The following is a 24,947-nucleotide window of genomic DNA, read 5'->3' on the forward strand; positions in this document are numbered from 1 at the left end:
TCAGGCCACCAAGCTGGTGCAACCGTCGGCGGTGCCGCGGAAATGGTTGAGAACATAGACCCGCACGCTGGTGGCGAAGGGGATGCCCTCCGTCCGGGTGTCGTGGATGTCGGCGCACAGCGTCTCCAGCGACTTGCCCTGGCGCTTGGCGATGTCCTTCAGCCCGTCCCAGATCGTCGCCTCGAGCCGCAGGCTGGCGCGGCGGCCCCCGACCGTCAGAGAGCGCGTCACCACGGCGGGCGGGGCGGCGAGCGTGCTCAGATCGGCCATCTCGTCGAGGCTGCGGGGAATGCGGCGGTCCAACTTCATCGGTACGCTCCTGTCTCGGCGTGGCGATTCTCGCCTTCAGATTTTTCCCGGGTCGCCGGATTTTTCCGGGACTGAACATGCGTGTGTGCGCGTGTAAGCGATCTTTACCCGGGCGCGGGGTGCCCGGCATGTGAAGTTCTTCACAGTCCGGACGGGCCATCCCGGCCATGGTTTCGACATACCGCAGTATTCGCGGTTTACCGAAACCCCAGGCCAGGAGCCGTTCCCATGACCGCCATCATCGACCAGACCGCTCTCATCCGTGGTGCCGACGGCCGCCTCTTCGCCGTCTCCGCCCAGGGCGTGACCGAGGTTGCCGAGCAGGCCGCCGCCCTGACCACCCCCGCCCGCATCGGCGACCGCCGCTCCTTCAACGGCGACGACCACGAGGCCGCCCGCCACGCGATCACTCCGGGCCTCTGACCGGCGGGGCAAGCCTGCCTTTCGGGTCCGCCTTCGGGCCGTGGCAGCCGGCGTTTTCCCTGACCGGCCCGCCACGGTCCCGCCCGCCCCGCCTTCCGTCACGGTTTATCCTTCCGAGCCACAGCGCGGGCATCCCACAGCGGAGACCGTCCCCATGCCCTTCGACGACATCCGCGGCATTGCCCGAAAGCCGGCCATGGCCGATCAGGTCCCGAAGGTCCACACCACCGGCACCCACCGGATCGCCGCGCCGGAACAGACGCTGGCCCGCGTCGCCCCCTTCCTTCCCGTGATGGGCATCACGCGCGTGGCGAACGTCACGGGTTTGGACAGCGTCGGCATTCCGGTCGTGATGGTGACCCGCCCGAACGCCCGCTCCATCTCCGTCTCCCAGGGCAAAGGCGTGACGCTGGCCGCCGCCAAGGCGTCGGGCATCATGGAGTCGATCGAGAGCCATCACGCCGAACGCATCACCCTGCCGCTGAAATACGCCAGCTATGACGAGCTTCGCTGGACCCACAGCGTGGTGGACGTGGCCCGCCTGCCGCGCCTGTCCACCAGCGCCTTCACCCCCCACGCCCCGCTTCTGTGGATCGAGGGCGACGACCTGCTGGGCGGCGGACGGAAATGGGTGCCCTTCGAGACGGTGCACCTGAACTTCACACTGCCGATGCCGCCGGGGTCCGGATGCTTCCTCGCCGGGTCGAACGGGCTGGCCTCCGGCAACAGCCTGACCGAGGCGACAGCCCACGCGATGACCGAACTGGTCGAGCGCGACGCCGCCACCCTGTGGCGCCTGAAATCCCCGGAGGCCCGGCAGGAGACCCGCCTCGACCCCGCCACCGTCGCCGATCCGGTCTGCCGGTCTCTGCTGGAACGGTTCGCCGCAGCCGGGGTGGACGTGGGGCTGTGGGACATCACCAGCGACATCGGCCTGCCGGCCTTCCTTTGCCGGATCGCGACGCGGGAGGACGCGCCACAGCACTCCGTCCGTCCGGCCATGGGCATGGGCTGCCACGCCGCGCCGGAAATCGCGCTGTCCCGCGCCCTGACCGAGGCGGCGCAGAGCCGGCTGACCTTCATCGCCGGGGCGCGCGACGACATGCCCCGCTCCGAGTACGAACGCCACCTCGACCCCGCGCAGCACGCGCGCTGGAAGGCGCTGATCGTCGAAGGGACCGGGCGCCGCGACTTCGCCGCCGTTCCCAGCCTCGCCGGCCACACCATCGAGGAGGATCTGGCCGCCCAGCTCGACCGGCTGCGCGCCGCCGGCATCGAGGAGGCCGTGGCGGTGGACCTGACCAAGCCGGAGTTCGCCATCCCCGTGGTGCGCATGGTCATCCCGGGCCTTGAAGGGCTGGACTCCTCCCCGGACTATTTGATGGGCGCGCGGGCGCGGGCCGTGGCCAGCGTCCCATAATATTGAGAGAGAGCGAAGGCGAAGATTCCCATGCAGACGACGGACGGCCTTTACGTCTTCCTCGGCCCCACCCTGCCCCGCGCCGACGCGGCCCGGCTGCTGGACGCCGCCTATTTGCCGCCGGTCGCCCAGGGCGACATCATCCGGCTGTGCGAGCGCAGGCCGCGGGCCATCGGCATCGTGGACGGCTTCTTCGAGAGCGTCCCCTCGGTCTGGCACAAGGAGATCCTGCACGCCATCCGCCAGGGCGTCGCGGTGTTCGGAGCGTCCAGCATGGGGGCGCTGCGCGCCGCGGAACTGCACCCCTTCGGCATGATCGGCGTGGGTGCCGTCTTCGAAGCCTTCCGCGACGGGCGGCTGGAGGACGATGACGAGGTCGCGGTGATCCATGGCCCGGCGGAACTGGGCTATCCCAGCCTGTCCGAAGCCATGGTGAACATCCGCCGCACCCTGGCCGACGCCGCGCAGGAGGGCGTCGTCCCCGCCGCCACGGCGCAGCGGCTGGAAGCCATCGCAAAGGCGCTGCCCTACCGGGAGCGCGGCTATGGCCGGCTGCTCCGTCTGGCCGCCGCGGAAGGGGTTCCCGAGGAGGAACTGGCCGATGTCCGCCATTGGCTGCCCACCGGACGCTTCGACCAGAAGCGGGACGACGCGCTGGAACTGCTCCGGACCATGCGCCGCTGGGCCGCCGCCGGGTCGCGGGCACTAAAGGCGCGGTTCCATTTCGAGCACACCGTCCTGTGGGACCGCGCCCTGCGCGATGCCGCCGCCTGCCCCGCGCCGCACCCGCAGGCGGGATTTCCGCTGGACTGATCGTCCGCCGGGTGCCATCAAGGGCCGGACGGCACGCAATCGGGACCGCGAACGGCCATGGCCTTGCCGAAGGACGTCGCCGACATTCTACGGCGCAACCGGATGCTGGGCGTTCTGGACGACGCCCGCATGCAGGAACTCGTGTCGCTGGGCCGGGTGTCGCGCTTCCAGGAGAACCAGACCGTCTTCAGCAAGGGCGATCCCGGCGATTGCCTGTACGCCATCATGACGGGGCAGATCGCCGTCTCCACCTCCTCCGAGGACGGCAAGACGATGCTGCTCAACATCCTGAACCCGGGGGATGTGCTGGGGGAGATCGCGCTCATCGACGGGAAGGAGCGCACCGCCGGCGCCGCCGCGCTGCGCCCGTCCGAACTGTTCCGCATCGACCGGCCGGAATTCATCGCGTTCCTGGAGCGCCACCCGTCCCTGTGCATCCGGATGATGGGCGTTCTGTGCGAACGGCTGCGCTGGGTATCGGAGAACATCGAGGATGCGGTTTTCCACGACGTGCCGCGCCGGTTGGCCCGGCGTATCCTGCTGCTGGCGGACACATACGGGCAGAAGACGCCCGCCGGTCTCCGGATCAACCAGCCCGTGTCCCAGGAAGCCCTGGCCGCGATGCTGGGCGTTACCCGAGAGATGGTGAACAAAAGCCTGCGTGCATTGCGCAATTCCGGAGCTATTACCTATAACAAAGGTTTTATTGTCGCCACCAATCTATACATGCTGAGGGATATGGCGGGAGAGTCGGGCGACGTGCCGTAAGGCTACCCGGCACGTCCGCCGAGTTTTATCGTCGCAAATTTTTTCAATCGAGTTATATTAGCCCCGGGGTTAAAAACAGGCTGACAGTCAAGGAATACAGGGTTATGTCGGGACAGGATTCACAGGCGCCCAACGCGCCATCGCCGCTGAGCGTGATCCCGTTGGTGGCGCGCACGGTCAAGCTGTTCGGGCGTCCGACGCAACTTCGGCTTGAGCCGTCCTACTGGGAAGCGCTGGACGATATCTGCCACCGGGAAGACCTGACGGTGGACGAGTTGTGCAGCGACCTGAAGGACCGTCTCGATTCGCAGTCCCGCCGGTCGCGCGGATTTGCCGTCTCGCTGGCCAACGCGGTCCGCGTCTTCATCGTCGGCTATTACCGCAAGGCGGCGACCGAAAAGGGCCACGACCGCGCCGGCCATGGCCGCGGCGACCCCTTCGTCAGCACCCCCTTCGACCTGCCCCCGGCCCAGCCCGCCAAGGAAGGATGACCCCTCCGACCGGCATCCGGCACAGCGCGCACGCATTTTTCGGAAGCAGGGCGGTTTTCGTCCGCCTCCCGAGGGGAACACCCGCAACCGGTTGAAACGCATCACGTCCGGCTTGCACCGGGACGGGATTTCGTGTGTTGATCGGGTCGGCGGCGTTGCATGACCGGTCGACCGGGCCATCCGTGGGCCGCCCTATCCCGTCCACCGCGGAGCCGACCGATCCATGAGCGGGATACCGCCGTGAGCCTGCCCCTGCCCCGCTGGCTGCGGGACCGTTCCTTCCTGTCCGGCCTTGCCGCCCTGCTGGCCTTCATGGCGGTGCTGGGCACCGTGATGCACCACAATTACCTGCTGTTCCACCTGTCGGTGGAGCTGTTCGCCGTGGCCGTTTCCATGACGGTCTTCGTGATCGCCTGGAACACGCGCGGCACGAACCAGTCGCCCTTCCTGGCCTTCGTCGGCCTGTCCATGCCGGGCATGGCGCTGCTGGATCTGGTGCACGCCATCGCCTTTCCCGGAATGAACGTCATCGGGCCGGGCGATCCCAACCTGTCCACTCAGTTGTGGATCGCCGCCCGCGGGCTCCAGGCCGCGGTCTTCCTGGCCGCGCCGCTGCTGACCGAGACGCGGCTGCGCACCGGCGACGTGCTGCTGATCCAGGCCGCCGCCGTGGCCTGCGCCCTGCTGTCGATCTTCACCTTCGGCATCATGCCGGACTGTTTCGTTCCGGGCATCGGGCTGACGCCCTTCAAGATCGGCGCCGAATACACCTTCAGCGCGGCGGCGGTGCTCGCCTGCCTGCTGTTGTGGCGCAAGCGCCGGCAGTTCGAGCCGGGGGTGTTCGGGCTGACCTTCGCCGGCATCGCCCTGCTGGCCCCGCAGGAGTTGATCTTCACGCTCTACACCGACCCGCACGGGCTGCTGAACGCGCTGGGCCATTTCATCAAGATCCTGTCCTTCTATCTGCTGTATCGGGCGATCATCGTCACCGCCCTGCAGAACCCCTACGATCTGGCCTTCTACCGGATGCGCCGGAGCGAGGAGGCGCTCCGCGACCATCTGAGCGGGCTGGAGTCGATGATCGCCACGCGCACCGGCGAACTGCGCGAGAGCGAGGCGCGCTGGAAGGCGCTTCTGGAATGCTCCAACGACTGGTTCTGGGAAACGGACGAGCGCGGGCGCTTCACCGCCCTGTCGCCGCGGGCGCAGGAATCGACCGGGCGCGGCGGGGCGGAGCTGCTGGGCTTCACCCACGCCGACCTCTTGGACCGCAACCGCCCGGAGGAGGACTTCCCGGCGCTGGCGGAGGCCCTGCACCGGCGGGAGCCCTTCCGCCGCCTGTCCTTTCCGCTGGCCTCGCCGGGCGGTGCGGCGCGCTGGGTGATGGTCAGCGGCATGCCGCGCTACGACGGGAAGGGCAATTTCCTCGGCTACCGCGGCACCACCAGCGACATCAGCGCGCGACGCCAATCGGCGGAGGCGGCGCGGCAGAAACAGACCATGGCCGCCCTGGGAAGCCTCGTCGGCGGGCTGGCCCACGAGATCAACAACCTGCTGCAACCGGTCATCAGCCTGTCCGATCTGGCGCGCAACCGCGCCGGGGAGGACCGCAAGTTGAACGCCTACCTGAACGCCATCCACGACAGCGGCGTGAAGGCCCGGACCATCATGCGCGACGTCCTTCAATTCGCCCGCGTCGAGGTGGCCGAGTCGCCGCCGGGCAACCTGGAGGAAGCGGTGCATTCGGCCCTGGAACTCGCCGCCCCCTCGATGCCGGGGACGATCGAGATGCGCACGCGGCTGGACTCCGCCCTGGATGACGTGACGATCACCGCGACCGAGCTGACCCAGGTGCTTCTGAATCTGATCCAGAACGCCCGCGATGCCATGCCGCAGGGGGGCACCCTGACCATTTCCGCAAGCTCGCTCACCCTGAAGGAGCGCGACGCCTCACGCCGACAGCTCGGCGAAGGCGATTATGTGCGGCTGACCGTGGCCGACACCGGCACGGGAATGGACGAGGCGACGCGCCAGCGCGTCTTCGACCCCTTTTTCACCACCAAGCCGGTCGGCAAAGGGACAGGGCTTGGGCTTTCGGTCGTCTATGGTATCGTACGGAACGGGGGCGGCGACATCCTGGTCGAAAGCGTCCCCGGGCGTGGAACGTCTTTCATCATCGACCTGCCCACCGCCCCGTCCGGCGGACAGGGCCTAACGACACATGGGAAGCTGGTTCATGGCGAAGGTGCTGGTCGTTGAAGATTCGGCCGCCGTCCGTCTGGCGGTGACGGAGGTGATCGAGGAAGCCGGCCACGAGGTCGTGGAGGCGGAGAACGGCCGGGTCGCCATCGCTCTGCTGGAAGCCGGCGAGAGCTTCGACCTGATCGTCACCGACGTGCTGATGCCCGAGGCCGACGGGGTGGAGGTCATCAAGACCGCCCGCACCCGCAATCCCGACGCGCAGGTGCTCGCCATGTCCGGCGGGGCGCCGAACCTGCCCGCGGGCTACGCCCTGAAGATGGCCGAGATGTTCGCCGCGGACGCGGTGCTCTACAAGCCCTTCCTGAACGAGGAACTGCGCAAGGCCGTGGCCCGCCTGCTGTCCGCCGCGGATGGCGATGCCTCGGATGACAATGTGGCGGGCTGAAGCCCTTCGCTTGACAAGCTGTTATATCACCGGTAATCGATACGTGTCTAAACCTTCGGGTTTGCCCTAGGGTTTACCCGAAGGTTTGGATGAGGAACGGGTGGTTCGGGGCGTGGGAGGGAAATCCACAACAACAAGCGCCCCGGCCCGCCTTCCCAAGGTCCCGTTTCCAAGGTCCCGCTTCTGAGGTCTAGCGCAACCACGCGGTCAGGGCCGTCAGCGCGCTCAACACCAGCACATACAGCGCCAGATCGAACAGCGGCGGGTGCCAGACCCAGCCGTAGAACCCCACCGCGCGCAGGCCGCGCCGCAGCAGGGCCGACACGGCCCAGGCCACGATGGCCAGGATGAGCAGCGGGGGGAAGAACAGCCCGTAGATGTCGATCTCGCCGATCACGCGGTCACCGGTTCGCAGGGGGATTCGGGTGCGGCGAAGGTCAGGTGCGGGAACAGCGCGCGGCGCAGGCCGGCCAGCGCGATCACCGCCCGGTCGCGCTCCGCCGAATGGGGTTCGGCGGACAGGTTGGACAGGGCGGCGTCCATCATCGGCAGGACCTCCGCCGGGGGCGTGCCCGGGCGGCGGCTCGACAGGCCGCGGAAATGCTGCCCCACCGCCCCCAGGAGCCGCGCCATATGGGGGGCCGCCGGGCCGCCCAGCGCACGGCGGGCGCGTTGCAGCTCCGCCACGTTCAGCCCGACGCGCAGGTCGTTCACCGCGTCCGCGGCGGCCAGATCCTGCTGCGGTCCGGCCAGAGCCAGACGGGACGACAGCAGCCCCACCCGGTCCAGCATCCGACTTTCGAAACTCCCCACCGGAATGCCGGAGCGGGCGGCGGTCATCGCCGCGATTTCGCTCCAGCCGGCGCGGAGCAGGCGCCGGGCGCTCCAGGCCGCACCGACGGAGCGGCAAAGCCGCGTCACCAGCAGCGCCGTGGCAATTCCCACCACCTGCGCGACGGTGCTGTTCAGGAAGGAGGCGAAGTCTCCCGTCCCGAGGTCGAGCAGGCTGAGCGAGCCGACCACGCCCATCAGCAGGGCCATCGCCTTGCCCATGGTCGCCGGACGCGCCACGAAGACGCCCAGCGCCAGGAAGGTCGGGGCGAGGCCCAGCACCAGCATGGGGAAACTGTCGAAGGACGGCAGAACGACCAGCAGGTAGAAGGCGGCCAGCGGCACCGACAGCAGGGTGAAGACCAGGAACAGCCGGATGCCGGGTACGGGATCGTCCAGCGAGGCGAAGAAGCAGCAGAAGACCGCCGTCATCATCGCCGCCGCCGATCCCGACGACCATCCCGTGCCGATCCAGAAGGCGCAGACCGCCGCGATTCCCAGCAGCGCCGCGAAGCCCGACCACAGCGCTATGCCGGCGTCCAGATGGAAGACATCGCGCGAGCGGCGGCGGGTCAGCGGGTCCAGACGCTCCGGCAGGCTGCTCTTGCCGTCGCGGATGCGCGCCCGCAGGTCGCGGCAGTCCTGGTGGATGTCCACCAGGGACCGCAGCCGGGTCAGCAGGTTGAGAAGCGTCGCCTCCTTCCAGCCGGTGCCCTCGCCGATGGCCGGGGACAGCCGGGCGATCTCCGCACGCAGCCGGTCGGCGCCACCCTCCGCGTCATCGCCCGCAACGGATTCGCCGGACACCCAGCGGTCCAGATCGGCCAGCAGGGCGGAGACTTCGGTGGGCAGTTGGCCGCGCAGGGCGTCCAGCCGGTCCTCGATGCCCGCCACCAGCGGCAGGAGATAGGCCATGCGGTCCTGGATCGCCCGAACCGCCCGCGTCATCCAGCGCACGTCGGACGTGTCGTAGGGGAGATGAGTCGCCATGACGCGCAGTTCGGTGATGTCGCGGGCGAGCTTCTGACGTTCCTGCGCGTTCGCCATTCCTTCCGGCGCCATTCCTTCCGGCGCTGCCTGCTCGGACAGCGCCTCCCGCGTCCAGCGCTCCGCGTCGCGCAGCGTGGCGTCCAGACGGCTCAGCAGGGCCGGCCCGACGCTCTGCGGGAAGACCACGCTGTGCACCACCGTGGCGCAGAGGATGCCGATCAGGATTTCCCCGACGCGGGCCAGACCGGTGTCGAAGATGGTCGAGGGGTCGGTCACCGCCGGAAAGCCGATCAGCCCGATCGTGTAGCCGGCCAGCATGAAGGTGTAGCTGCGCGGCGTGCGGTCGAGCAGCGAGATGAACAGGCAGACCGCCACCCACAGCCCCAGCGCCAGCGTCAGCAACTCCGGCGAGTCGGCCAGCGCCGGCACCAGGGCGATGGCCCCGGCGCAGCCCAGCGCGGTCCCGGCGACGCGGAAGACCGCCTTCGACCGCACCGCGCCCGACAGCGGGCCGGAGACGATGTAGGCGGTCGCCATCGCCCAGAAGGGCCGCGGCAGCCCCATGGAGAAGGCGATGTGGAGCGCTGCCATGGCCGCCGCGAAGGCCTTGACCGAGAACAGCGCCTCGCTTAGCGAAACCGGTTTCAGGGCGGGCATCTTCATTGCTCGGCCACCCGCTTCGCGGGCGCTCCCTGCTCCGTCTCCCGCACCACCTCCACCGTCACGGTGCGCCCGGCGACGAGGTCGCAGGGGTCCGGCACCTCGTCCAGCACGACGCGTACGGGAATGCGCTGGGCCAGGCGGACCCAGTTGAAGGTCGGGTTGACGTTGGGCAGCAGGCCGGTGCCTTCGGTGCGGTCGCGGTCCACGATGGCGTGGGTCACGCTGTCGACCCGGCCCGCCAGCCGCTCCGGCTCGCCCATGATGGTGACGCGGACCGGATCGCCGACGCGGATGCGCGGCAGCTTGGTCTCTTCGAAATAGCCGACGACGTAGAAGGAATGGCGGTCGATCACCGCGACCACCGGCTGGCCCGCCGTCACGTAATTGCCGGCCTTGAGCTGGAGGTTGGTGACGAAGCCGTCCACCGTCGCCCGCACCTCCGTCCGCTCCAGGTTGAAGCGGGCGAGGTCGAGCGCGGCCTCCATCTGGCGGGCGGCGGCGGCGGCCTTCGCCTGGGCGGAGGCGACCTCCTGCCGCTGGGCGGTGGAGACGACGTTGTTGCCGAGCTGCGCGTAGCGGTCGGCCTCCGCCTTGCGGAAGGACAGTTCGGCGTGGGCGCTTTCCAGGTTGGCCTCGGCCTGATCGACGGCCAGCCGGTAGCGGCTGGGGTCCACGACGAACAGGACGTCGCCCTTGCGGACCGCCTGGTTGTCGTGAACCCGCACCTCCGTCACCAGACCGTCCACGTCGGGGGACACCTGCACCACGTCGGCCCGCACCCGCCCGTCGCGGGTCCAGGGCTCGTTCATGTAGTAATCCCACAGCCACCAGCCGCCGCCGGCAGCGCCGAGCGTGACGGCCAGCGTGACCGTGACCCGAATCAGGAGGGAGAAGAGTTTCACCGTGGTTCGTCCTTGCGCCCCGGCGGCTCGGCCGGGAGCGATGATTCCGTATCCCGCCGCTGCGGGACGCGCTGCTGTGTAGAACCGCCGTCAGCCCTTCATGGCTCGGGCGTTCGACTCGATCGCCGCCATGACGCGCACCGCGCCCGCGATCTCCGGACCGGAAGCGCCGTGAAGCAGGCGGCGGCGCACGTCGTTCAGCGCGGCGTTCACGCGGGCCAGCAGGTCGCGGCCCCCGTCCGTCAGATGCAGCGTTTTTGCCCGCCGGTCGTCGGGGGCCTCCCGGCGCTCCACCAGCTTCGCGGCCTCCAGGCTGTCAAGCAGCCGGACCAGCGACGGCCCCTCCACCCCCATCTCATCGGCCAGCTCGCGCTGGCGCATCCCATCGCCGAGTTCGTTCAGAAGCATCAGCGGCGTGATGACGGAGGAGGAAAAACCGCTCTCCGCCAGCACCTTGTTCGCCTCCCGCCGCCACAGATGGGCGGCGCGGAACAGGTGGATGCCGAAGTTGGACGGAAAGTCCGGGGCGGGCGCGGATGGGTCATTCGATTGCATGCCTATTTAATAGCCTTGCTATCGAATTCCGGCAAGATGCCCTACTTCGCCGCTCGGTCATTGCAGGCATGCGCGCAGGCTTGGCTCTCTTCGCGGTCCACCGGACCGTCGCCGAGGCGGCAACATGGCGGGCGGGTGGTGGACAGCGCGCTCGGCCTGCCGGCAACGCCGTGGGTGGGTGGGCTGTTCGTGCTGGATGGGCTGTCGCTGACGCCGCTCAGCGGCGCGGCGCCGCCGTCGCCCAGCCCGCCTGAAACACCGAGAAGAACTCCGCAATCGAGAGGATCGAAACCAATGCACAGCGTCACCGCCAACGGCGCCTCCATCCCCGCCCTGGGCTTCGGCACCTTCCGCATGAGCGGCCCCGACGTGCTCCGCATGGTGCCGGAGGTGCTGAAGCTCGGCTTCCGCCACATCGACACCGCCCAGATCTACGGCAACGAGAGCGAGGTCGGCGCGGCCATCAAGGCATCCGGCCTGCCGCGCGGCGAGGTCTTCCTGACCACCAAGGTCTGGGTCAACAACTACAAGGCGGAGGATTTCAGCCGCTCGGTGGACGAAAGCCTGGCGCGGCTGCGGACCGACTATGTGGACCTGCTGCTGCTCCACTGGCCGAACGAGGCCGTTCCGCTCGCCGAGCAGATCGGGGCGCTGAACGCCGTCCAGGCCGCCGGCAAGACCCGCCACATCGGCGTCAGCAACTTCAACCGGACGCTGCTGGACGAGTCCGTCCGGCTCAGCAAGGCGCCCATCGTGACCAACCAGATCGAATACCACCCCTATCTGGACCAGTCGGTGATGCTGGAGGCGGCGCGCACCCACGGCCAATCCATCACCGCCTACTACGCCATGGCCGACGGGAAGGTCTTCAAGGACCCGGTGCTGACCGACATCGCCGCCCGGACGGGCAAGAGCGTGGCCCAGGTGGTTCTGCGCTGGCTGGTGCAGCAGGAGGGGGTGATCGCCCTGTCGAAGACGGTCGGCGAAAAGCGCGCCGCCGAGAATCTCGCCATCTTCGACTTCGCGCTGTCGGAGGCGGACATGGCGGCCATCCATGGCCTCGCCCGTCCCGACGGCCGGATCGTCAGCCCGGACGGCTTGGCGCCCGTCTGGGACTGAGGGAGCGTTTCTTTCCCTCTCCCGGGGCGGGAGAGGGCTTCTAATGCGGCATCAGGGGCCAGAACAGCGCGATGGCCGTCGTGCCCAGCACGATGACGATCAGCGACAGCGGCAGGCCCAGGCGCGCGTAGTCGCTGAAGCGGTAGCCGCCCGGCCCCATGACCAGCGTGTTGCACTGGTGCCCGATGGGGGTGAGGAAGTCGCACCCCGCCCCCACGGCCACCGCCATCAGGAAGGCGTCGGGCCTCAAGCCCAGATGGTTGGCGAGGCTGGCCGCGATGGGCGCCATGACCAGCACGGTGGCCGCGTTGTTCAGGAAGGGCGTCACGGCCATCGCCGCCACCAGCATCAGGGCCAACGCCCCGACGGGCGGCAATCCTTGGGCGGCGATGGACAGCCAGCCGGCGATCAGTTCCGTCCCGCCGGTGGTGCGCAGCGCCTCGCTGACCGGGATCAAGGCGCCCAGAAGCACCAGGATCGGCCATTCGATCGAATCGTAGGCCTCCTTCAAGGTCACGACGCGCAGCGCCGTCATCGCCACCGCGGCCCCGAAGAAGGCCAGAGCCACCGGCACGAGGCTGGTCGCCACCAGGGCGATGGTCACCGTCATGACGGCCAGCGCCATCCGCCGCTTGCGCCGCCGCCCGATGGACAGGTTGCGCTCCGCCAGCGGCAGGCAGCCGAGTTCGTTCAGCGTGTCCGACAGCCCCGCCGCCCGCGCCTGGAGCACCACCAGATCGCCCGGCTGGAAGCGCACGCGGCGCAGCCTCTGGCGGATGGGCCGCCCGCGCCGGCTGAGCGCCAGCAGGTTGGCGCCGTAGCGCTCCCGCAGTTCCATATCCTCCACGTTGTTGCCGATCAGGGGGGAGCGCGGTTCCACCACCGCTTCGAGGACCGACAGATCCTCGTCGCTCTCCACCCCCTCCAGCTTCTTCTCGTGCATCAGCGCCAGACCGGCGTGCTTCACGAGGTCGCTCAACGCCTGGGTGTCGGCCTCCAGCACCAGAACGTCGCCCGCCAGCAGCACCCAATGGCCGGACGGAATGTGGCGGCGGTGCCGCCCGCGGACGATCGCCGCGACCGTCACGTCGCCCTCGCCGTAGGCTTCCAGATCGGCGACCGTCTTGCCGACGAAGGGGGACTTCTCCGGCAGGAGCGCCTCCGCCGTGTAGTCGTCGATGGAGAAGCCCCCGGCCCCGCCCGAGGCCGCCGGGCGCCCGCTGGGCAGCAGGCGGTAGCCGACCGCCAGGAAGGCCACCCCCGCCACCGCGATGATCAGACCCACCGGCGTGAAGTCGAACATGCCGAAAGGTTCGCCCACCATCTCGCTGCGCAGGCGGCTGACGATGATGTTGGGGGAGGTGCCGACCAGCGTCATCAGCCCGCCCAGAAGCGAGCCGAAGGCCATGGGCATCAGCAGCGACGACACCTTCGTCCCGTTGCGCCGCGCCACCTGCATGGCGATGGGCATGAAGATGGCGAGCGCGCCGATGTTCTTGACCACCGCGGACAGCAGGGTTACCGCGCCGGTCAGCACGATGATCTGCGCCGGCACGGTCTTCATGCGGGCGCTGAGGGGGCGCATCGCCTCCTCGATGATTCCGGAGCGTCCGACCGCGGCGCTGACCACCAGCGCGGAGCCGACGATGATGACGATGTCGTCGGAAAAGCCGCTGAAAGCGTCCTTTGGCTTGACGATCCCGACGGCCACCGCCGCCAGCAGCGCCAGCATGGCGACGAGGTCGTAGCGCAGCTTGTCCCAGATCAGCAGCGCGATCACTGCGCCGATGATGCCGAAGGCGAGTCCCTGGTCGAGCGTCATGCAGCCCTTTTGCGGGGATGGTTGGTCCGTTGTCGGATTGGCCCGTGGTTACTGGGATTTGCCCGATGGCGCCGCGTCGCGCCCCTTGCCGGACCCGCCGGAGCCGGTGTTGGAGTTCGACGGGGAACGGGCGTTCCTGACGAGTTCCCCACAATGTGGCTGTTCATCACTGCCAGGGTCAAGAAAAGGTAGAACGCTGGCCAGCGGAGTCAGCAGGACGCCCAGAGCGACCGCCGCCGCACCGCGCGCCGCCGACTCCGTCGCGTCGACCCCGATGTCCGGCTCGCCCAGCGTGCCGCGCACATGGACCGGAACATGGGTGGCGAAGACCTGCGGCTTCTTGGCCCGCCCCAGCACGGTCAGGTTCATCGCCTCGTTGCGCAGGTTGATGCCGCCCTCCGCCGTCACCAGCGTTTCCGGCGTGTCGAGCACCAGCGCGCGGCTTTCCATCACACCGTCCTTCACCGTCAGGTCGGCGACCAGACAGTTGAAGGGCAAGGGCTGGTCGCCGGACAGAACCACCCCCAGCGTCTCCAGGATGTTGGTCTTCAGCCCCTTGACCGCGAGGCTGGTGATCCGCCCGCCGTCCACCGCGATCCCCACCTTGCCGTCGGCGGAGGCCAGGATGTTGGCGACCGTGGTCCCCTGCCCCTTCAGTTGGATGCGCCCGCTCGCCGTCCCGCCCATCTCCTTTGCGAAGGGCGTCTCGCGGAACAGGCGGGCGAGCCGCACCTGCCGGACGTCCAGGTTCACGTCCAGCGCCGGGGTCTTGCGTCCGCCGTCCAGCGCCACCGTTCCGGCCACCCGCCCGCCGCCGACGCCGAGCGACAGCGGGTCCAGCACCAGACGTCCGTTCTCCAGCTTCGCCCGCGCGTCCAGATCGTCCAGCGTGGAGAAGGGCGCCTCCACATGCTCCCCGCGGAACTTCACGTCCATGTCGGCGGTGCGCAGCTTTTCCAGCGGAATCTCGGTGGCCGGGATGATCCGCTCCCGCCCCTTGGTCGGGTAGTCGCCCCGCCCTTCCGGGGAGGCGCCGATGAAGCCCGCCAGATCCACCGCCGCCAGCTTCCGCGAGGTGAGATCCCCGGTGATCCGCGGGCGCTCGCCGCCCAGATCCACCGCCACCCGACCGGACAGGTCGCTTTCCCCCACCTTGCCGTTCAGCCCGTCGAACCGCCAGACCTCGCCGTCCCGCCCCAGATGCCCGGAGATCGCGTAGGGCCGCGTCGTCGGCACGGGGATGCCCAGGATCGGGAAGACGTCGGCCAGATCGTCGCCACGAAGCTCCACCGACAGGTCCACACCCTGGAGCTTCACCGGTTCGGCGATGGAGCCCTCGATCTTGCCGCGAGTCTTGCCGATGGCGGTCTCCACCCGCAGCGGGTAGGGCTTGGGATCGTCGCGCAGATATTCCAGCGAGCCGCCCGCCGCCGTCAGGGTGAAGGGCTTTCCGGCGAAGTCGCCCTTGCCGTCGAGCCGGACCTCCTGCTCCCCGTTGCCGCCGACGGCGGTGTTGATGCCGCTGTCGATGTCGATCTTCTGGCCGGGGTCGCGGTACCGGACGCGCCCCTCCTCGACCAGCAGCGTTTCGATGATGGGCACGTCGCCACGATCCTCGGGCTTCACCGTCTCCTTCGCGGCCTCCTTGCGCGGGTCCGGCCCGCCGAAATCCCAGTTGGCGGCACCCTCCCGGTTCTTTTCCAGAAGCAGCTTGGGGCCGGACAGGCGGATTTCCGGGAACTCGAAGTCACCGCGCAGCAGCGGCCAGAGGCGAAGCTGGAGATCCAGCGCCTTCAGTTCCGCCATCGTCTTCTCGTCGCTCCACTCCGCGTTGGCGATCCTCAGCCCCTCGACATGGATGCGCAGCGGGTTGCCCAACCGGACGTTGAGACCGCCGTCGATGGCGACCTCACGGTTCAGCGCCTTGGACGCCTGCCGGGCGATGAAGCCGCGGGCGTCGTTCCAATCGAAGACGGCCAGCGCGATGCCGATGCCCGCCGCGACGGTCACCACCAGTCCCAGCAGCCCGTAGCCGATCCATTTCATCACGGCCATCCGCCGCGCCTCCCCTTCCTGACCTGCCAGATTAACGGGCAAAGGGCCGGTGACGTGACGCACTACCCCCAAAGGGCAGAGGCGGAGCGATCTAGTGTGGATTTAACGAAAAATTGAGCGGATCATGCTACAGATGGTATCGCGCAATCCTCCACTTCCTTTCCCGCCCCGAGAACCATGCGTTCACTAACTAATTTTGCTCCCTCCACCTTCGAGGAGCGTGGCGCCGCCGTCGCCTTCACCACTCCGGTGCTGGCTCAGACACGGGTGCGCAAGGACGACCGGGAGCATCTGGAGGTTCTGATCCCCAACCTGTCGGAGGGGCACGGCGTCTATGTGGTGCCGTGGAAGGGCCTGCCGCTCGCCTTTCCCATGACGGTCCACGACCGTATGTTGCAGGACCTGATCCGCCGCGGGGACGGCTGCTCGCCGGACGACATCCGCAAGGCGGTGCTCCAGGCGGCGCGCTGCGGCCTCGCCGGGCCGCTGGCCGTGGAAGCGGCGGAGGCCGCCCTGCGCGACGAGGACGAGCAACGGCTTCTCATCAACTACCAGCTCATCGTCGAGGTGCTGAAGGCGGTCGGGCTGGAGTCGTCGGACATCCTGCGCGCCGGTCTCGGCTCCGAGAAGGGCGAGCAGTTGACCCGCAGCTACATGACCAAGGCGGCGCAGAGCCTCGCCCTAGAGCCGACGGAGCTGTACACGCGGGTGGCCGAGCTGGCGACCTTCATGGAGCCGGTGGGCATCGCCACTTCGCCCAAGCCGGCGCGGCTGCGCCGTCTGGCGCGCGACCTGCTGCAGTTCCGCGACAGCATGACCGAATGGGCCGCCGGCAACGTGTCGGAGGCCGCCCCCATCGGCACCTTCTGCGCGGAGGTGGCGGAGCATACGCTCAACCAGGTCCGCAACGTGGTGAACCAGCTCGACCAGGCCGTCGCCGCCTTCGAGGTGCTGCTGCGCCAGTGGGACGTCAAGCGCGCGCTGGTGCGGCGGTCCACCACCCGGCTGTCCTGGCTGCTCGACGGCTGGGACTTCATCATCACGAGCTGGGCGGAGGCCCAGACCCGCAGCAAGCAGGAGCAGGACATGGCCGTGCACGAGCTGTTCCGCGTCCTGCCCCTGCTGCCCAAGGACGAGGAGAAGTCCGACCACGCGCTGCTGGCCGACCGGCTTCTGGCCGCGAACCGCCGCACCGTGCGGGCCTATGTGGACTGGCGCAGCGGCCAGCTCGACATGGATCTCGTCATGCGGATCGAAGCGATCAAAGGGAAGGCGGCCTGACCATGACCACCGACCCCCAGGCCCTTCTCAGCCTCGGCACGAAGCTGCTGGACATCGACGAGGGCCGCTTCCGGCAGGTGGTCGATCTGTTGCAGCAGATCGGCGACCATCCGGAGGTGCAGCACACCTTCTCCCTGATCCGCCCGCGTCTGGCGGAGGTGCGGCCCAAGCGGCGCCCGACCTTCAAGCGGCTCTTCTGCGAACCCTTCGAGGACCTGTTCCAGCTTCCCGCGGGCAACCAGCCGGCACCGCTGAACAAGGTGGACCGCGGGGTCGTCAACTCCCTGTGGCCGCTGGTGGAAGGCCAGATCGGCAAGGACCGGCTGCGCAGCGTCGCCGGGGCGATGGCCGATGGCGCCCAGCAGGCGGAGCAGGCCCGCGCCTTCTGGAACATGGCCTCCGCCGCCGTGTCCGGCATCCTGGAGCAGGCGGAGGCGGGCCGCTTCGTGGACGATCTCGGCCTGCGGCTGAACCCCGACCGAATCCGCACCATCGAGGACATCGCCCGCATCCTGACCATCGCCCAGCCGGTGGCCGATCTGAAGTCCATCCTGTCGCCCAAGCCGATCCAGAAGCTTCACAAGGACCATCTGGAGGGCATCCAGACCATCGGGCGGCAGGTCGCGCGCTCCCGTCCGGAGTCGCTGAAGCTGTTCATCCTGCTGGCGGCGGCCCGCCTGACCGACCCGTCGATCCTTCTGGGCAGCCTGTGGGACATGGATCTGGGCCAGAAGTCCAGCGAGCGCGCCGCCCTGTTCCTGGATCTCAGCGGCACGGTGGTCGCGCAGATCGAGGAGCGGTCGCGCGGAGTCTCCGCCACGGCCGGCAGCACGGTGGACCGCATGGCCGCGGCGACCCTCGCGGTCGATCTGGTGGCCAGCCTGGAAGCCACCCGCAACGCCATGGAGTACAGCCGGAACAAGGACTTCGACCAACGGCTGAAGACCATCCGGGACTCCGTGCACGAGCTGGTGCGCACGCAGGTGCTCGACGGGGCGGAGACGGAAATCCTGTCCGCGGTGGAAACGCTTGCCCCCGGCACCGGCACCGGCACCGACCAGATGGTGCAGGCGGAGAATCAGGCCCGTGCCCTGCGCAAATGCTCGACCATCGCCGATACGCTGGGCCTGCGCGGCGAGTTGAAGAGCGTGACGCAGCAGACCACGGCGTCCCTGACCGGCACGGCGCGGCAATCCCTGGCCGACGGCGTCGGCGACGCGCGGACGGGTTACACCGCCATCCGCATGATCGAACTGATTGCCGGTCCGGCGGAGGCCAACCAGATCATGGACGATATCCTGAGAGACGCCCGCCGCTGAGCGGCCCCGGCAGAGACCGCAGAGAGACCGCATGGGCTACCCCACAGGTTACGTCGGCTGGGCGCTGCCGGAGGCGGAGCGCGCCCGTCTGCTGGCGCTGTTCCCCCCCCGCTACGCCCGCACCGTCGCACACCACGTCACGCTGGCCTTCGGCGTCGGGGGAAACCACCCGCTGCCCACGGAGCGGGAGGGAACCGTCGTCGGGCTGACCGACGATGGAGAGGGCGTGCAGACGCTCGTCGTCGCCATCGCCGGAACGACCGACCGGCCCGGCGGCGGGACCTACCACGTCACATGGTCGCTGGAGCCGCGGCGCAAGGCGGTGGAGTCGAACGCGGCGATCGCCCGCCTCGGCTGGAAGACGGTCGAGCCGCTCTCCATCCGCCTGGAGCCGCGCTTCTTTCCGATCTAAGCGCCCCTTCTAGGCGCCGGGGCCGCCGCTGGCGTTGGCCTCCGCCGCCGCGCCGCGGTTCAGCGCCTGCTCACGATGGAAGACGAACAGGCCGCTGCCGATGATGAGCAGCGCGCCCACGATGATGCGCAGGGTCGGCGCCGTGCCCCAGACCAGCAGGTCCAGCACCACCGCCCAGATGATCGACACATACTGGAACGGCACGACCACCGCCGCCGGGCTGAGCTGGAGCGAGCGGTTCATCGCCGCGTGCCCGGCCAGCGCCGTGACGCCCAGCGCGCCCAGCAGCAGGAAATCCAGTCCCGGCGGCGGCACCCACACCAGCGGCAGCGCCGCTCCGCCCAGCAGGCCCGTGCCGAAGGTCTGGAAGCTGACCAGCGACAGGTTGCTGGAATCGCGCAGAAGCCGGGTGGAGATCAGGCCGGTGGAGAAGACCAGCGTGCCGAACAGGGCGACCAGCGACGGCACCGCGTCGAACTGGCCCGTCGGGTTCAGGACGATCACGACCCCCGCGAAGCCCACGACCACCGCGGCCCAGCGGCGCCAGCCCACCTTCTCGCCCAGCAGCGGCACCGACAGGGCGGTGACGATCAGCGGCGCGGCCATGTAGATGGTCATGACGTTGGCGAGCGGAAGCGACCGCACCGCCCAATAGAAGCAGGCGACCTCCCCCGCCACGCAGCCGACGCGCAGAAGATGCAACGGCAGCCGCTTCACCGCGAAGACCGACCGCACCCCCTCGCGCAGGATCAGCGGGGCCAGCAGCACCGCGCCGAACAGGCTGCGGATCGCCAGCAGCATCGCCACCGGATAGTCGGCGACCAGCCATTTGCCGAGCGCGTCGTTGACGGTGAACAGCGACATGCCCAGCAGCATCAGCAGGATGCCCAAGCGGGTGTCGGTGGCGGAGGAGGACGGGGTGGTGACGGGGGTCATCTCGGTTCACGCAAAAAATCCCTCCCCCACAAAGCGCGGAAGGAGGGATGGGAGAGGGGCGGCAAGATGACGGGAACGCGCGGTTCAGACCACGCCCTTCTCCCGCAGGGCCGCGATGTCTGCGGCGCATAGGCCGAGATTTTCCTCCAGGACGGCGTCGGTGTGCTGGCCGAGCGTCGGCGGAGCGACCGTATGTTCGATGGGGGTCGCGGAATAACGGATCGGGCTCGCCACCGTCGGAACGGTCCCGGCGCTGGGGTGCGGCAAATCCTGGTGGATGTTGCGGGCCTGGACGTGGGGGTCGGCGAAGACCTGCGACACGTCGTTGATCGGCCCGCAGGGCACGCCCACCGCCTCCAGCGCCGACAGCCAGTCGCGGCTGCTGCGCTGCTCCAGAAGCAGTTCCAGGATCGGCACCAGCTCCTTGCGGTTGGCGACGCGGGCCGGGTTGGTGGCGTAGCGCGGGTCCTGCGCCAGCTCCGGACGTCCGGCGACCTGACAGAACTTGGCGAACTGCCCGTCGTTGCCGACCGCGAGGATGATGTGGCCGTCCAGCGTGGCGAAGGCTTGGTAGGGCACGATGTTCGGGTGCGCGTTGCCAAGCCGCTGCGGCGCCTTGCCGCCGACCAGATAATTCATCGCCTGGTTCGCCAGCACCGCCACCTGCACGTCGAGCAGGGCGAGGTTCACCCACTGCCCCTCCCCCGTCCGGTCGCGGTGGGCCAGCGCGCCGAGCACGCCGATGGTGGCGTAGAGGCCGGTGAAGACGTCGGTGACCGCCACGCCGACCTTGACCGGCCCGCCGCCCGCCTCGGCGTCCGGCTGGCCGGTGATGCTCATCAGCCCGCCCATGCCCTGGATCATGAAGTCGTAGCCGGCGCGCTTGGCGTAGGGGCCGTCCTGCCCGAATCCGGTGATCGAGCAGTAGACCAGCCCCGGATTGATCGCCTTCAGGCTGTCATAGTCCAGCCCGTACTTGACCAGACCGCCGACCTTGAAGTTCTCGATCACGACATCGGCCTGGGCGGCCAGCTTGCGCACCAACTCCTGGCCTTCCGGACGCTCGAAGTCGATGGTGATCGACCGCTTGCCCCGGTTGGTGGAGAGGAAATAGGCCGACTCCTCCCCGGCCCAGGGAGGCCCCCAGGCGCGCGTGTCGTCCCCGGCGCCGGGCCGTTCGACCTTGATGACGTCCGCGCCGAGATCGGCCAGCGTCTGCGCCGCCCACGGCCCGGCGAGCACGCGGGAGAGTTCCAGGACACGGACATGGGAAAGCGGGCCGGGCATGGTGGACACATCCTTTTCGACGAAACTGCCGACAGAAGCGCAGAAACGGTTGAGGGGGTTTTCACCACGAAGACACGAAGGACACAAAGAATTTTACAAAGAGGTGATCTCTCCTTGGGCGACCGGCTGGAGTGCCGGCGCCCCTTTGTGAAGTTCTTTGTGCCTTTGTGTCTTTGTGGTGAACCCCCTACTCTCTTGCGACGTTACGCGCTGAACGCCTGGATGCCGGTGATGGCCCGGCCCAGGATCAGGGCATGGATGTCGTGCGTGCCCTCGTAGGTGTTCACGGCCTCCAGGTTCATCACATGGCGGATGACGTGGAACTCGTCGGCGATGCCGTTGCCGCCGTGCATGTCACGGGCGACTCGGGCGATCTCCAGAGCCTTGCCGCAGTTGTTGCGCTTGATGAGCGAGATCATCTCCGGCGCGGCCTTGCCCTCGTCGAGCAGGCGGCCGACCTGCAACGCGGCCTGGAGGCCCAGCGCGATCTCCGTCTGCATGTTGGCGAGCTTGAGCTGCGGGATCTGGTTCGCGGCCAGCGGGCGCCCGAACTGCTTGCGGTCGATCTGGTACTGGCGGGCGGCATGGAAGCAGAACTCCGCGGCACCCATGGCGCCCCAGGCGATGCCGTAGCGGGCGCGGTTCAGGCAGCCGAACGGGCCGACGATGCCCTCGATGTTCGGCAGGCGGTTCTCCTCCGGCACGAAGACCTCGTCCATGACGATCTCGCCGGTGGCCGACGCGCGGAGCGAGAACTTGCCCTCGATCTTCGGCGCCGACAGGCCCTTCATGCCCTTCTCAAGCACGAAGCCGTTGATCTTCCCCTCGTCGTTCTTCGCCCAGACGACGAAGACGTCGGCGATCGGGGAATTGGTGATCCACATCTTCGCGCCGCTGAGGATATAGCCGTCCGCGACCTTCTTCGCGCGGGTCTTCATGCCCGCGGGGTCGGAGCCGGCGTCCGGCTCGGTCAGGCCGAAGCAGCCGACCCACTCGCCGGTGGCGAGCTTCGGCAGGAACTTCTCGCGCTGGGCGTCGCTTCCGTAGGCGTAGATCGGGTGCATGACCAGCGAGGACTGCACCGACATGGCGGAGCGGTAGCCGCTGTCCACCCGCTCCACCTCGCGCGCGACCAGACCGTAGGAGACGTAGTTGACCCCGGCGCAGCCGTAGCCGTCGATGGTCGGGCCGAGGAAGCCCAGCTCGCCCATCTCGTTCATGATCTCGCGGTGGAAGATCTCGTGCCGGTTGGCCTCGGTCACGCGCGGCAGCAGCTTGTCCTGGCAATAGTCGCGCGCGGCGTCGCGGATCATCCGCTCGTCCTCGGTCAACTGCTCGTCGAGAAGCAGAGGGTCTTCCCAGGCGAAGGATGCGAGCTTGGCGGAGGCGGCTCCGGTCTTGGCGGCCATAATCGTTGTCTCCCTAGGTCCGATGCGCCCCAACATGGCGCGGTCGCTTTCATGGTTCAAATACATTTATCAGGGGACTTTAATATCTTTCCCATATAAAAAGAAGCCATGGATCTGCGCCATCTCCGCCACTTCGTCGCCGTCGCCGAAGAGCTGCATTTCAGCCGCGCCGCCGCCCGGCTGGGCATCGGGCAGCCGCCGCTCAGCCAGTCGATCCAGGCCCTGGAGGCCGAGCTTGGCGCCCGCCTGTTCGAGCGGACCAAGCGCCGGGTGGAACTGACCGAACCGGGCCAACTCCTGTTGGGCGAGGCGCGGGAGATCCTGGCGCGGGCGGAGCGCGCCGCCGTCCTGACCCGCCGCGCCGCCAGGGGAGAGGTGGGCGAACTGCGCGTCGGCTTCACCGCGGCGGCCCCCTTCCTGCCGATGGTGCCGCGAATCATCGACGCCTACCGCCGCGCCCACCCGGACGTGCATCTGACCCTGGTCGAATTGCCGTCCAAGCAGCAGTTGACGGCGCTGGCCGACCGGCGTCTGGACGTGGGCTTCATCCGGCAACCGCGCTTCGTCCCCGACCGCGAGTCCTTCCGCTTCCACGACGTGGTGCGGGAACCGCTGCTGGCGGTAATGCGCGCCGATCACCCGCTGGCCGGGCGGGAGGTCGTTCCGCTGGCGGCGTTGCGCGACGAGCCCTTCGTCTTCTATCCCGCCGATTTCGGCACCAGCACGCACGAGCAGGTCTTCGCGCTGTGTGCCGCCGCCGGATTCCGCCCCAACGTGACGCAGGACGCGCGGGAGGCCTTCACCATCATCGGGCTGATCGCCGCCGGGCTGGGCGTGTCGATTCTGCCCGGCCAGTTGCGTCAGGTGGCGCTGGAGGGTGTGGTCTACCGACCGCTCGACACGCCGGACGCCTTCACCACCCTGCAACTCGCGCGGCGGAGCAACGAAAGTTCGCCACTGGTGAAAAAATTCACCGACCTCGTGGAGCGGATCGTTCCGTTTTTTCCGCCCGCCCCCGGAGCGTGACGGACGACTCGGGCAAAATCGCCGCTTCGTTCCTGAAGCCTCCCAAAGTCGGGGTTCTCAACCGGTCAAGGAAGGAGCAAACTCGCGTTCAAACCGCGTGCACGGCGTTCGCAGATGCACAGAATTTCGCCAGTCCGTTGAAATGATCATGACGCGAGCAACGGGCTTGTCGAATTTATTAAACGGGTATACCGTCTGACCCATTGCATAGGTCCTGTGTCGGGAACGCAACCCTGGCGCGGGTCCTGGACCGGGATACCTCGGACGGGGGGAGGATGATGGACGGCGGCATGGTCACGACCGCACAGGCACTGGTGCGCTTCGTCGGGGTGCAGAAGACCTATGACGGCGAGCACCTCGTGGTGAAGAACCTCGACCTCGACATCAGGAAGGGCGAGTTCGTCACCCTGCTCGGCCCCTCCGGCTCGGGCAAGACGACCACGCTGATGATGCTGGCCGGCTTCGAGGTCCCCACCCATGGCGAGATCTATCTCGCCGATCGGCCGATCAAGAACATGCCGCCGCACAAGCGCGACATCGGCATGGTCTTCCAAAACTATGCGCTGTTCCCCCACCTGACGATCGAGGAGAACGTCGCCTTCCCGCTGACCGTGCGCAAGATGCCGCGGGCGGAGGTGAAGGAACGGGTGCGGTCGGCGCTGCGCATGATCAAGCTGGAAAATCTGGCGCACCGCCATCCCGGCCAGCTTTCGGGCGGCCAGCAGCAGCGCGTGGCGCTGGCCCGCGCGCTGGTCTTCAACCCGCAGCTCGTCCTGATGGACGAACCGCTGGGCGCGCTGGACAAGCGGCTGCGCGAGCACATGCAGCTTGAGATCAAGCAACTGCACGAGACGATGGGAATCACCGTCGTCTACGTCACCCACGACCAGAGCGAGGCGCTGACCATGTCGGACCGCATCGCGGTGTTCAACGACGGCATCGTGCAGCAGATCGACAAGCCGGACGCGCTCTACGAACGCCCGGTCAACAGCTTCGTCGCCAACTTCATCGGCGAGAACAACGTGCTGGACGGCACCGTCGAGAATATCGAACGGGGCTTCTGCCGGGTGGCTCTGGCGGCGGGCGGTTCGGTCGTGGCGCAGGCGGTCAACGTGGCCGGTGCGGGTGCCGCCACCTCGCTGTCGGTCCGGCCGGAGCGGATCAGCATCCTGACGGACGGGGCGGCGCCGGACGGCATGAACGCGCTGCCCGCCCATGTGCAGGACACCATCTATCTCGGCGACCACGCGCTGGCCGTGCTGAAGGTCGCCGGCAACGGGGAATTCATGGTCAAGCTGCCGCCGGGCGCCCATGCGGGCCTCAGCCACGGCCAGAGCGTGTCCATCGGCTTCCGCCCCGAGGACTGCCGGGCGCTCGATCCCGTGTGATCGACACCGCCCGTCCGTCCGGTCTCTCCGGGAGGGGGACCGGGGGCGTATCACCTCCTGACGCAACCACACATAATGAAG

The 24,947-nt window shown here is 68.5% G+C and carries 24 protein-coding genes; 13 read left to right on the forward strand and 11 right to left on the reverse strand.

What is annotated here, in order from left to right:
- Positions 1-309, reverse strand: coding sequence for a ribbon-helix-helix domain-containing protein (locus DS843_RS07420; RefSeq protein WP_149468249.1), 309 nt, complete (start codon positions 307-309; stop codon positions 1-3).
- Positions 310-537: 228 nt separating this feature from the next.
- Between DS843_RS07420 and DS843_RS07425 the strand changes: the two genes are divergently transcribed.
- The 7 genes from DS843_RS07425 to DS843_RS07455 all read left to right on the forward strand — a co-directional run bounded on the left by DS843_RS07425 (position 538) and on the right by DS843_RS07455 (position 6,871).
- Positions 538-732, forward strand: coding sequence for a hypothetical protein (locus DS843_RS07425; RefSeq protein WP_149468250.1), 195 nt, complete (start codon positions 538-540; stop codon positions 730-732).
- 154 nt (positions 733-886) lie between these two features.
- On the forward strand, positions 887-2,152 hold the full coding sequence (locus DS843_RS07430) for a YcaO-like family protein (RefSeq protein WP_149468251.1): 1,266 nt from the start codon (positions 887-889) through the stop codon (positions 2,150-2,152).
- Positions 2,153-2,182: 30 nt separating this feature from the next.
- Positions 2,183-2,965 carry a TfuA-like protein gene (locus DS843_RS07435; RefSeq protein ID WP_149468252.1) on the forward strand — a complete coding sequence of 261 codons (783 nt, stop codon included), beginning with the start codon at positions 2,183-2,185 and terminating at the stop codon, positions 2,963-2,965.
- Between the two features lie 57 nt (positions 2,966-3,022).
- Positions 3,023-3,733 carry a Crp/Fnr family transcriptional regulator gene (locus DS843_RS07440; RefSeq protein WP_149468253.1) on the forward strand — a complete coding sequence of 237 codons (711 nt, stop codon included), beginning with the start codon at positions 3,023-3,025 and terminating at the stop codon, positions 3,731-3,733.
- A 104-nt stretch (positions 3,734-3,837) separates the two neighbouring features.
- Complete coding sequence (locus tag DS843_RS07445) at positions 3,838-4,224, forward strand: ribbon-helix-helix domain-containing protein (protein WP_149468254.1); 387 nt, start codon at positions 3,838-3,840, stop codon at positions 4,222-4,224.
- Positions 4,225-4,464: 240 nt separating this feature from the next.
- Positions 4,465-6,483 (forward strand): MASE3 domain-containing protein, encoded by a 2,019-nt coding sequence (locus tag DS843_RS07450; RefSeq protein ID WP_167525226.1) that lies wholly within the window; start codon positions 4,465-4,467, stop codon positions 6,481-6,483.
- Positions 6,461-6,871, forward strand: a complete 411-nt coding sequence (locus tag DS843_RS07455) for a response regulator (protein WP_286191985.1) — start codon at positions 6,461-6,463, stop codon at positions 6,869-6,871. Before DS843_RS07450 ends, DS843_RS07455 begins: the two co-directional genes overlap by 23 nt.
- Before the next feature lie 190 nt (positions 6,872-7,061).
- Here the strand turns inward: DS843_RS07455 and DS843_RS07460 are convergent, their stop codons facing one another.
- From DS843_RS07460 to DS843_RS07480, 5 genes are all read right to left on the reverse strand, one after another.
- Positions 7,062-7,268 (reverse strand): DUF1656 domain-containing protein, encoded by a 207-nt coding sequence (locus tag DS843_RS07460; RefSeq protein ID WP_149468257.1) that lies wholly within the window; start codon positions 7,266-7,268, stop codon positions 7,062-7,064.
- The gene (locus DS843_RS07465; protein WP_149468258.1) at positions 7,265-9,355 is read right to left on the reverse strand and encodes an FUSC family protein; all 2,091 of its coding nucleotides are present in this window, start codon (positions 9,353-9,355) and stop codon (positions 7,265-7,267) included. The genes DS843_RS07460 and DS843_RS07465 overlap by 4 nt, the downstream gene beginning before the upstream one ends.
- The gene (locus DS843_RS07470) at positions 9,352-10,257 is read right to left on the reverse strand and encodes an efflux RND transporter periplasmic adaptor subunit (protein WP_149468259.1); all 906 of its coding nucleotides are present in this window, start codon (positions 10,255-10,257) and stop codon (positions 9,352-9,354) included. Before DS843_RS07470 ends, DS843_RS07465 begins: the two co-directional genes overlap by 4 nt.
- Before the next feature lie 90 nt (positions 10,258-10,347).
- Positions 10,348-10,812: a MarR family winged helix-turn-helix transcriptional regulator gene (locus DS843_RS07475; RefSeq protein ID WP_149468260.1), complete on the reverse strand. Its 465-nt coding sequence runs from the start codon at positions 10,810-10,812 to the stop codon at positions 10,348-10,350.
- A 41-nt stretch (positions 10,813-10,853) separates the two neighbouring features.
- Positions 10,854-11,126, reverse strand: a complete 273-nt coding sequence (locus DS843_RS07480; RefSeq protein WP_149468261.1) for a hypothetical protein — start codon at positions 11,124-11,126, stop codon at positions 10,854-10,856.
- Between DS843_RS07480 and DS843_RS07485 the strand changes: the two genes are divergently transcribed.
- Complete coding sequence (locus DS843_RS07485) at positions 11,107-11,931, forward strand: aldo/keto reductase (RefSeq protein WP_149468262.1); 825 nt, start codon at positions 11,107-11,109, stop codon at positions 11,929-11,931. The two genes, DS843_RS07480 and DS843_RS07485, sit on opposite strands and share 20 nt — an antisense overlap.
- 40 nt (positions 11,932-11,971) lie before the next feature.
- On the opposite strand, the gene DS843_RS07490 is transcribed toward DS843_RS07485, so the two are convergent.
- Positions 11,972-13,753 carry an SLC13 family permease gene (locus DS843_RS07490; RefSeq protein WP_149468263.1) on the reverse strand — a complete coding sequence of 594 codons (1,782 nt, stop codon included), beginning with the start codon at positions 13,751-13,753 and terminating at the stop codon, positions 11,972-11,974.
- 48 nt (positions 13,754-13,801) lie between these two features.
- Positions 13,802-15,808: an AsmA family protein gene (locus DS843_RS07495; RefSeq protein WP_149468264.1), complete on the reverse strand. Its 2,007-nt coding sequence runs from the start codon at positions 15,806-15,808 to the stop codon at positions 13,802-13,804.
- Between the two features lie 177 nt (positions 15,809-15,985).
- On the opposite strand from DS843_RS07495, the gene DS843_RS07500 reads away from it, so the two are divergent.
- The 3 genes from DS843_RS07500 to DS843_RS07510 are packed head-to-tail and all read left to right on the forward strand — an operon-like array spanning position 15,986 to position 18,820.
- Positions 15,986-17,089 (forward strand): hypothetical protein, encoded by a 1,104-nt coding sequence (locus DS843_RS07500; protein WP_149468265.1) that lies wholly within the window; start codon positions 15,986-15,988, stop codon positions 17,087-17,089.
- 2 nt (positions 17,090-17,091) lie between these two features.
- On the forward strand, positions 17,092-18,408 hold the full coding sequence (locus DS843_RS07505) for a hypothetical protein (protein WP_149468266.1): 1,317 nt from the start codon (positions 17,092-17,094) through the stop codon (positions 18,406-18,408).
- 31 nt (positions 18,409-18,439) lie between these two features.
- Entirely contained in the window at positions 18,440-18,820 is a 381-nt protein-coding gene (locus DS843_RS07510; RefSeq protein WP_149468267.1) for a hypothetical protein, read from the forward strand.
- A 9-nt stretch (positions 18,821-18,829) separates the two neighbouring features.
- Here DS843_RS07510 and DS843_RS07515 read toward each other — a convergent pair whose 3' ends face one another.
- From DS843_RS07515 to DS843_RS07525, 3 genes are all read right to left on the reverse strand, one after another.
- Complete coding sequence (locus tag DS843_RS07515; RefSeq protein ID WP_149468268.1) at positions 18,830-19,756, reverse strand: DMT family transporter; 927 nt, start codon at positions 19,754-19,756, stop codon at positions 18,830-18,832.
- 84 nt (positions 19,757-19,840) lie between these two features.
- Positions 19,841-21,043, reverse strand: coding sequence for a CaiB/BaiF CoA transferase family protein (locus DS843_RS07520; protein ID WP_149468269.1), 1,203 nt, complete (start codon positions 21,041-21,043; stop codon positions 19,841-19,843).
- A 203-nt stretch (positions 21,044-21,246) separates the two neighbouring features.
- A complete protein-coding gene (locus DS843_RS07525; protein WP_149468270.1) occupies positions 21,247-22,452 on the reverse strand; it encodes an acyl-CoA dehydrogenase in 1,206 nt (401 codons plus the stop codon).
- A 108-nt stretch (positions 22,453-22,560) separates the two neighbouring features.
- Here DS843_RS07525 and DS843_RS07530 point away from each other — a divergent pair, with 108 nt between their 5' ends.
- Both DS843_RS07530 and DS843_RS07535 read left to right on the forward strand, forming a co-directional pair.
- Complete coding sequence (locus tag DS843_RS07530; protein WP_149468271.1) at positions 22,561-23,478, forward strand: LysR substrate-binding domain-containing protein; 918 nt, start codon at positions 22,561-22,563, stop codon at positions 23,476-23,478.
- A 290-nt stretch (positions 23,479-23,768) separates the two neighbouring features.
- Positions 23,769-24,866, forward strand: coding sequence for an ABC transporter ATP-binding protein (locus tag DS843_RS07535; RefSeq protein WP_408902071.1), 1,098 nt, complete (start codon positions 23,769-23,771; stop codon positions 24,864-24,866).
- Positions 24,867-24,947: the final 81 nt, after the last annotated feature.

This window comes from Roseomonas genomospecies 6, from assembly GCF_008365375.1.
Taxonomy (GTDB): domain Bacteria; phylum Pseudomonadota; class Alphaproteobacteria; order Azospirillales; family Azospirillaceae; genus Azospirillum.

Coding starts and splice junctions, on each gene's coding strand:
- DS843_RS07515 (WP_149468268.1), bottom strand. CDS start 19,756: ATGACCCCCGTCACCACCCCGTCCTCCTCCGCCACCGACACCCGCTTG.
- DS843_RS07485 (WP_149468262.1), top strand. CDS start 11,107: ATGCACAGCGTCACCGCCAACGGCGCCTCCATCCCCGCCCTGGGCTTC.
- DS843_RS07440 (WP_149468253.1), top strand. CDS start 3,023: ATGGCCTTGCCGAAGGACGTCGCCGACATTCTACGGCGCAACCGGATG.
- DS843_RS07465 (WP_149468258.1), bottom strand. CDS start 9,355: ATGAAGATGCCCGCCCTGAAACCGGTTTCGCTAAGCGAGGCGCTGTTC.
- DS843_RS07495 (WP_149468264.1), bottom strand. CDS start 15,808: ATGGCCGTGATGAAATGGATCGGCTACGGGCTGCTGGGACTGGTGGTG.
- DS843_RS07530 (WP_149468271.1), top strand. CDS start 22,561: ATGGATCTGCGCCATCTCCGCCACTTCGTCGCCGTCGCCGAAGAGCTG.
- DS843_RS07455 (WP_286191985.1), top strand. CDS start 6,461: ATGGCGAAGGTGCTGGTCGTTGAAGATTCGGCCGCCGTCCGTCTGGCG.
- DS843_RS07445 (WP_149468254.1), top strand. CDS start 3,838: ATGTCGGGACAGGATTCACAGGCGCCCAACGCGCCATCGCCGCTGAGC.
- DS843_RS07475 (WP_149468260.1), bottom strand. CDS start 10,812: ATGCAATCGAATGACCCATCCGCGCCCGCCCCGGACTTTCCGTCCAAC.
- DS843_RS07525 (WP_149468270.1), bottom strand. CDS start 22,452: ATGGCCGCCAAGACCGGAGCCGCCTCCGCCAAGCTCGCATCCTTCGCC.
- DS843_RS07490 (WP_149468263.1), bottom strand. CDS start 13,753: ATGACGCTCGACCAGGGACTCGCCTTCGGCATCATCGGCGCAGTGATC.
- DS843_RS07435 (WP_149468252.1), top strand. CDS start 2,183: ATGCAGACGACGGACGGCCTTTACGTCTTCCTCGGCCCCACCCTGCCC.
- DS843_RS07500 (WP_149468265.1), top strand. CDS start 15,986: ATGCGTTCACTAACTAATTTTGCTCCCTCCACCTTCGAGGAGCGTGGC.
- DS843_RS07520 (WP_149468269.1), bottom strand. CDS start 21,043: ATGCCCGGCCCGCTTTCCCATGTCCGTGTCCTGGAACTCTCCCGCGTG.
- DS843_RS07510 (WP_149468267.1), top strand. CDS start 18,440: ATGGGCTACCCCACAGGTTACGTCGGCTGGGCGCTGCCGGAGGCGGAG.
- DS843_RS07420 (WP_149468249.1), bottom strand. CDS start 309: ATGAAGTTGGACCGCCGCATTCCCCGCAGCCTCGACGAGATGGCCGAT.
- DS843_RS07535 (WP_408902071.1), top strand. CDS start 23,769: ATGGTCACGACCGCACAGGCACTGGTGCGCTTCGTCGGGGTGCAGAAG.
- DS843_RS07425 (WP_149468250.1), top strand. CDS start 538: ATGACCGCCATCATCGACCAGACCGCTCTCATCCGTGGTGCCGACGGC.
- DS843_RS07430 (WP_149468251.1), top strand. CDS start 887: ATGCCCTTCGACGACATCCGCGGCATTGCCCGAAAGCCGGCCATGGCC.
- DS843_RS07505 (WP_149468266.1), top strand. CDS start 17,092: ATGACCACCGACCCCCAGGCCCTTCTCAGCCTCGGCACGAAGCTGCTG.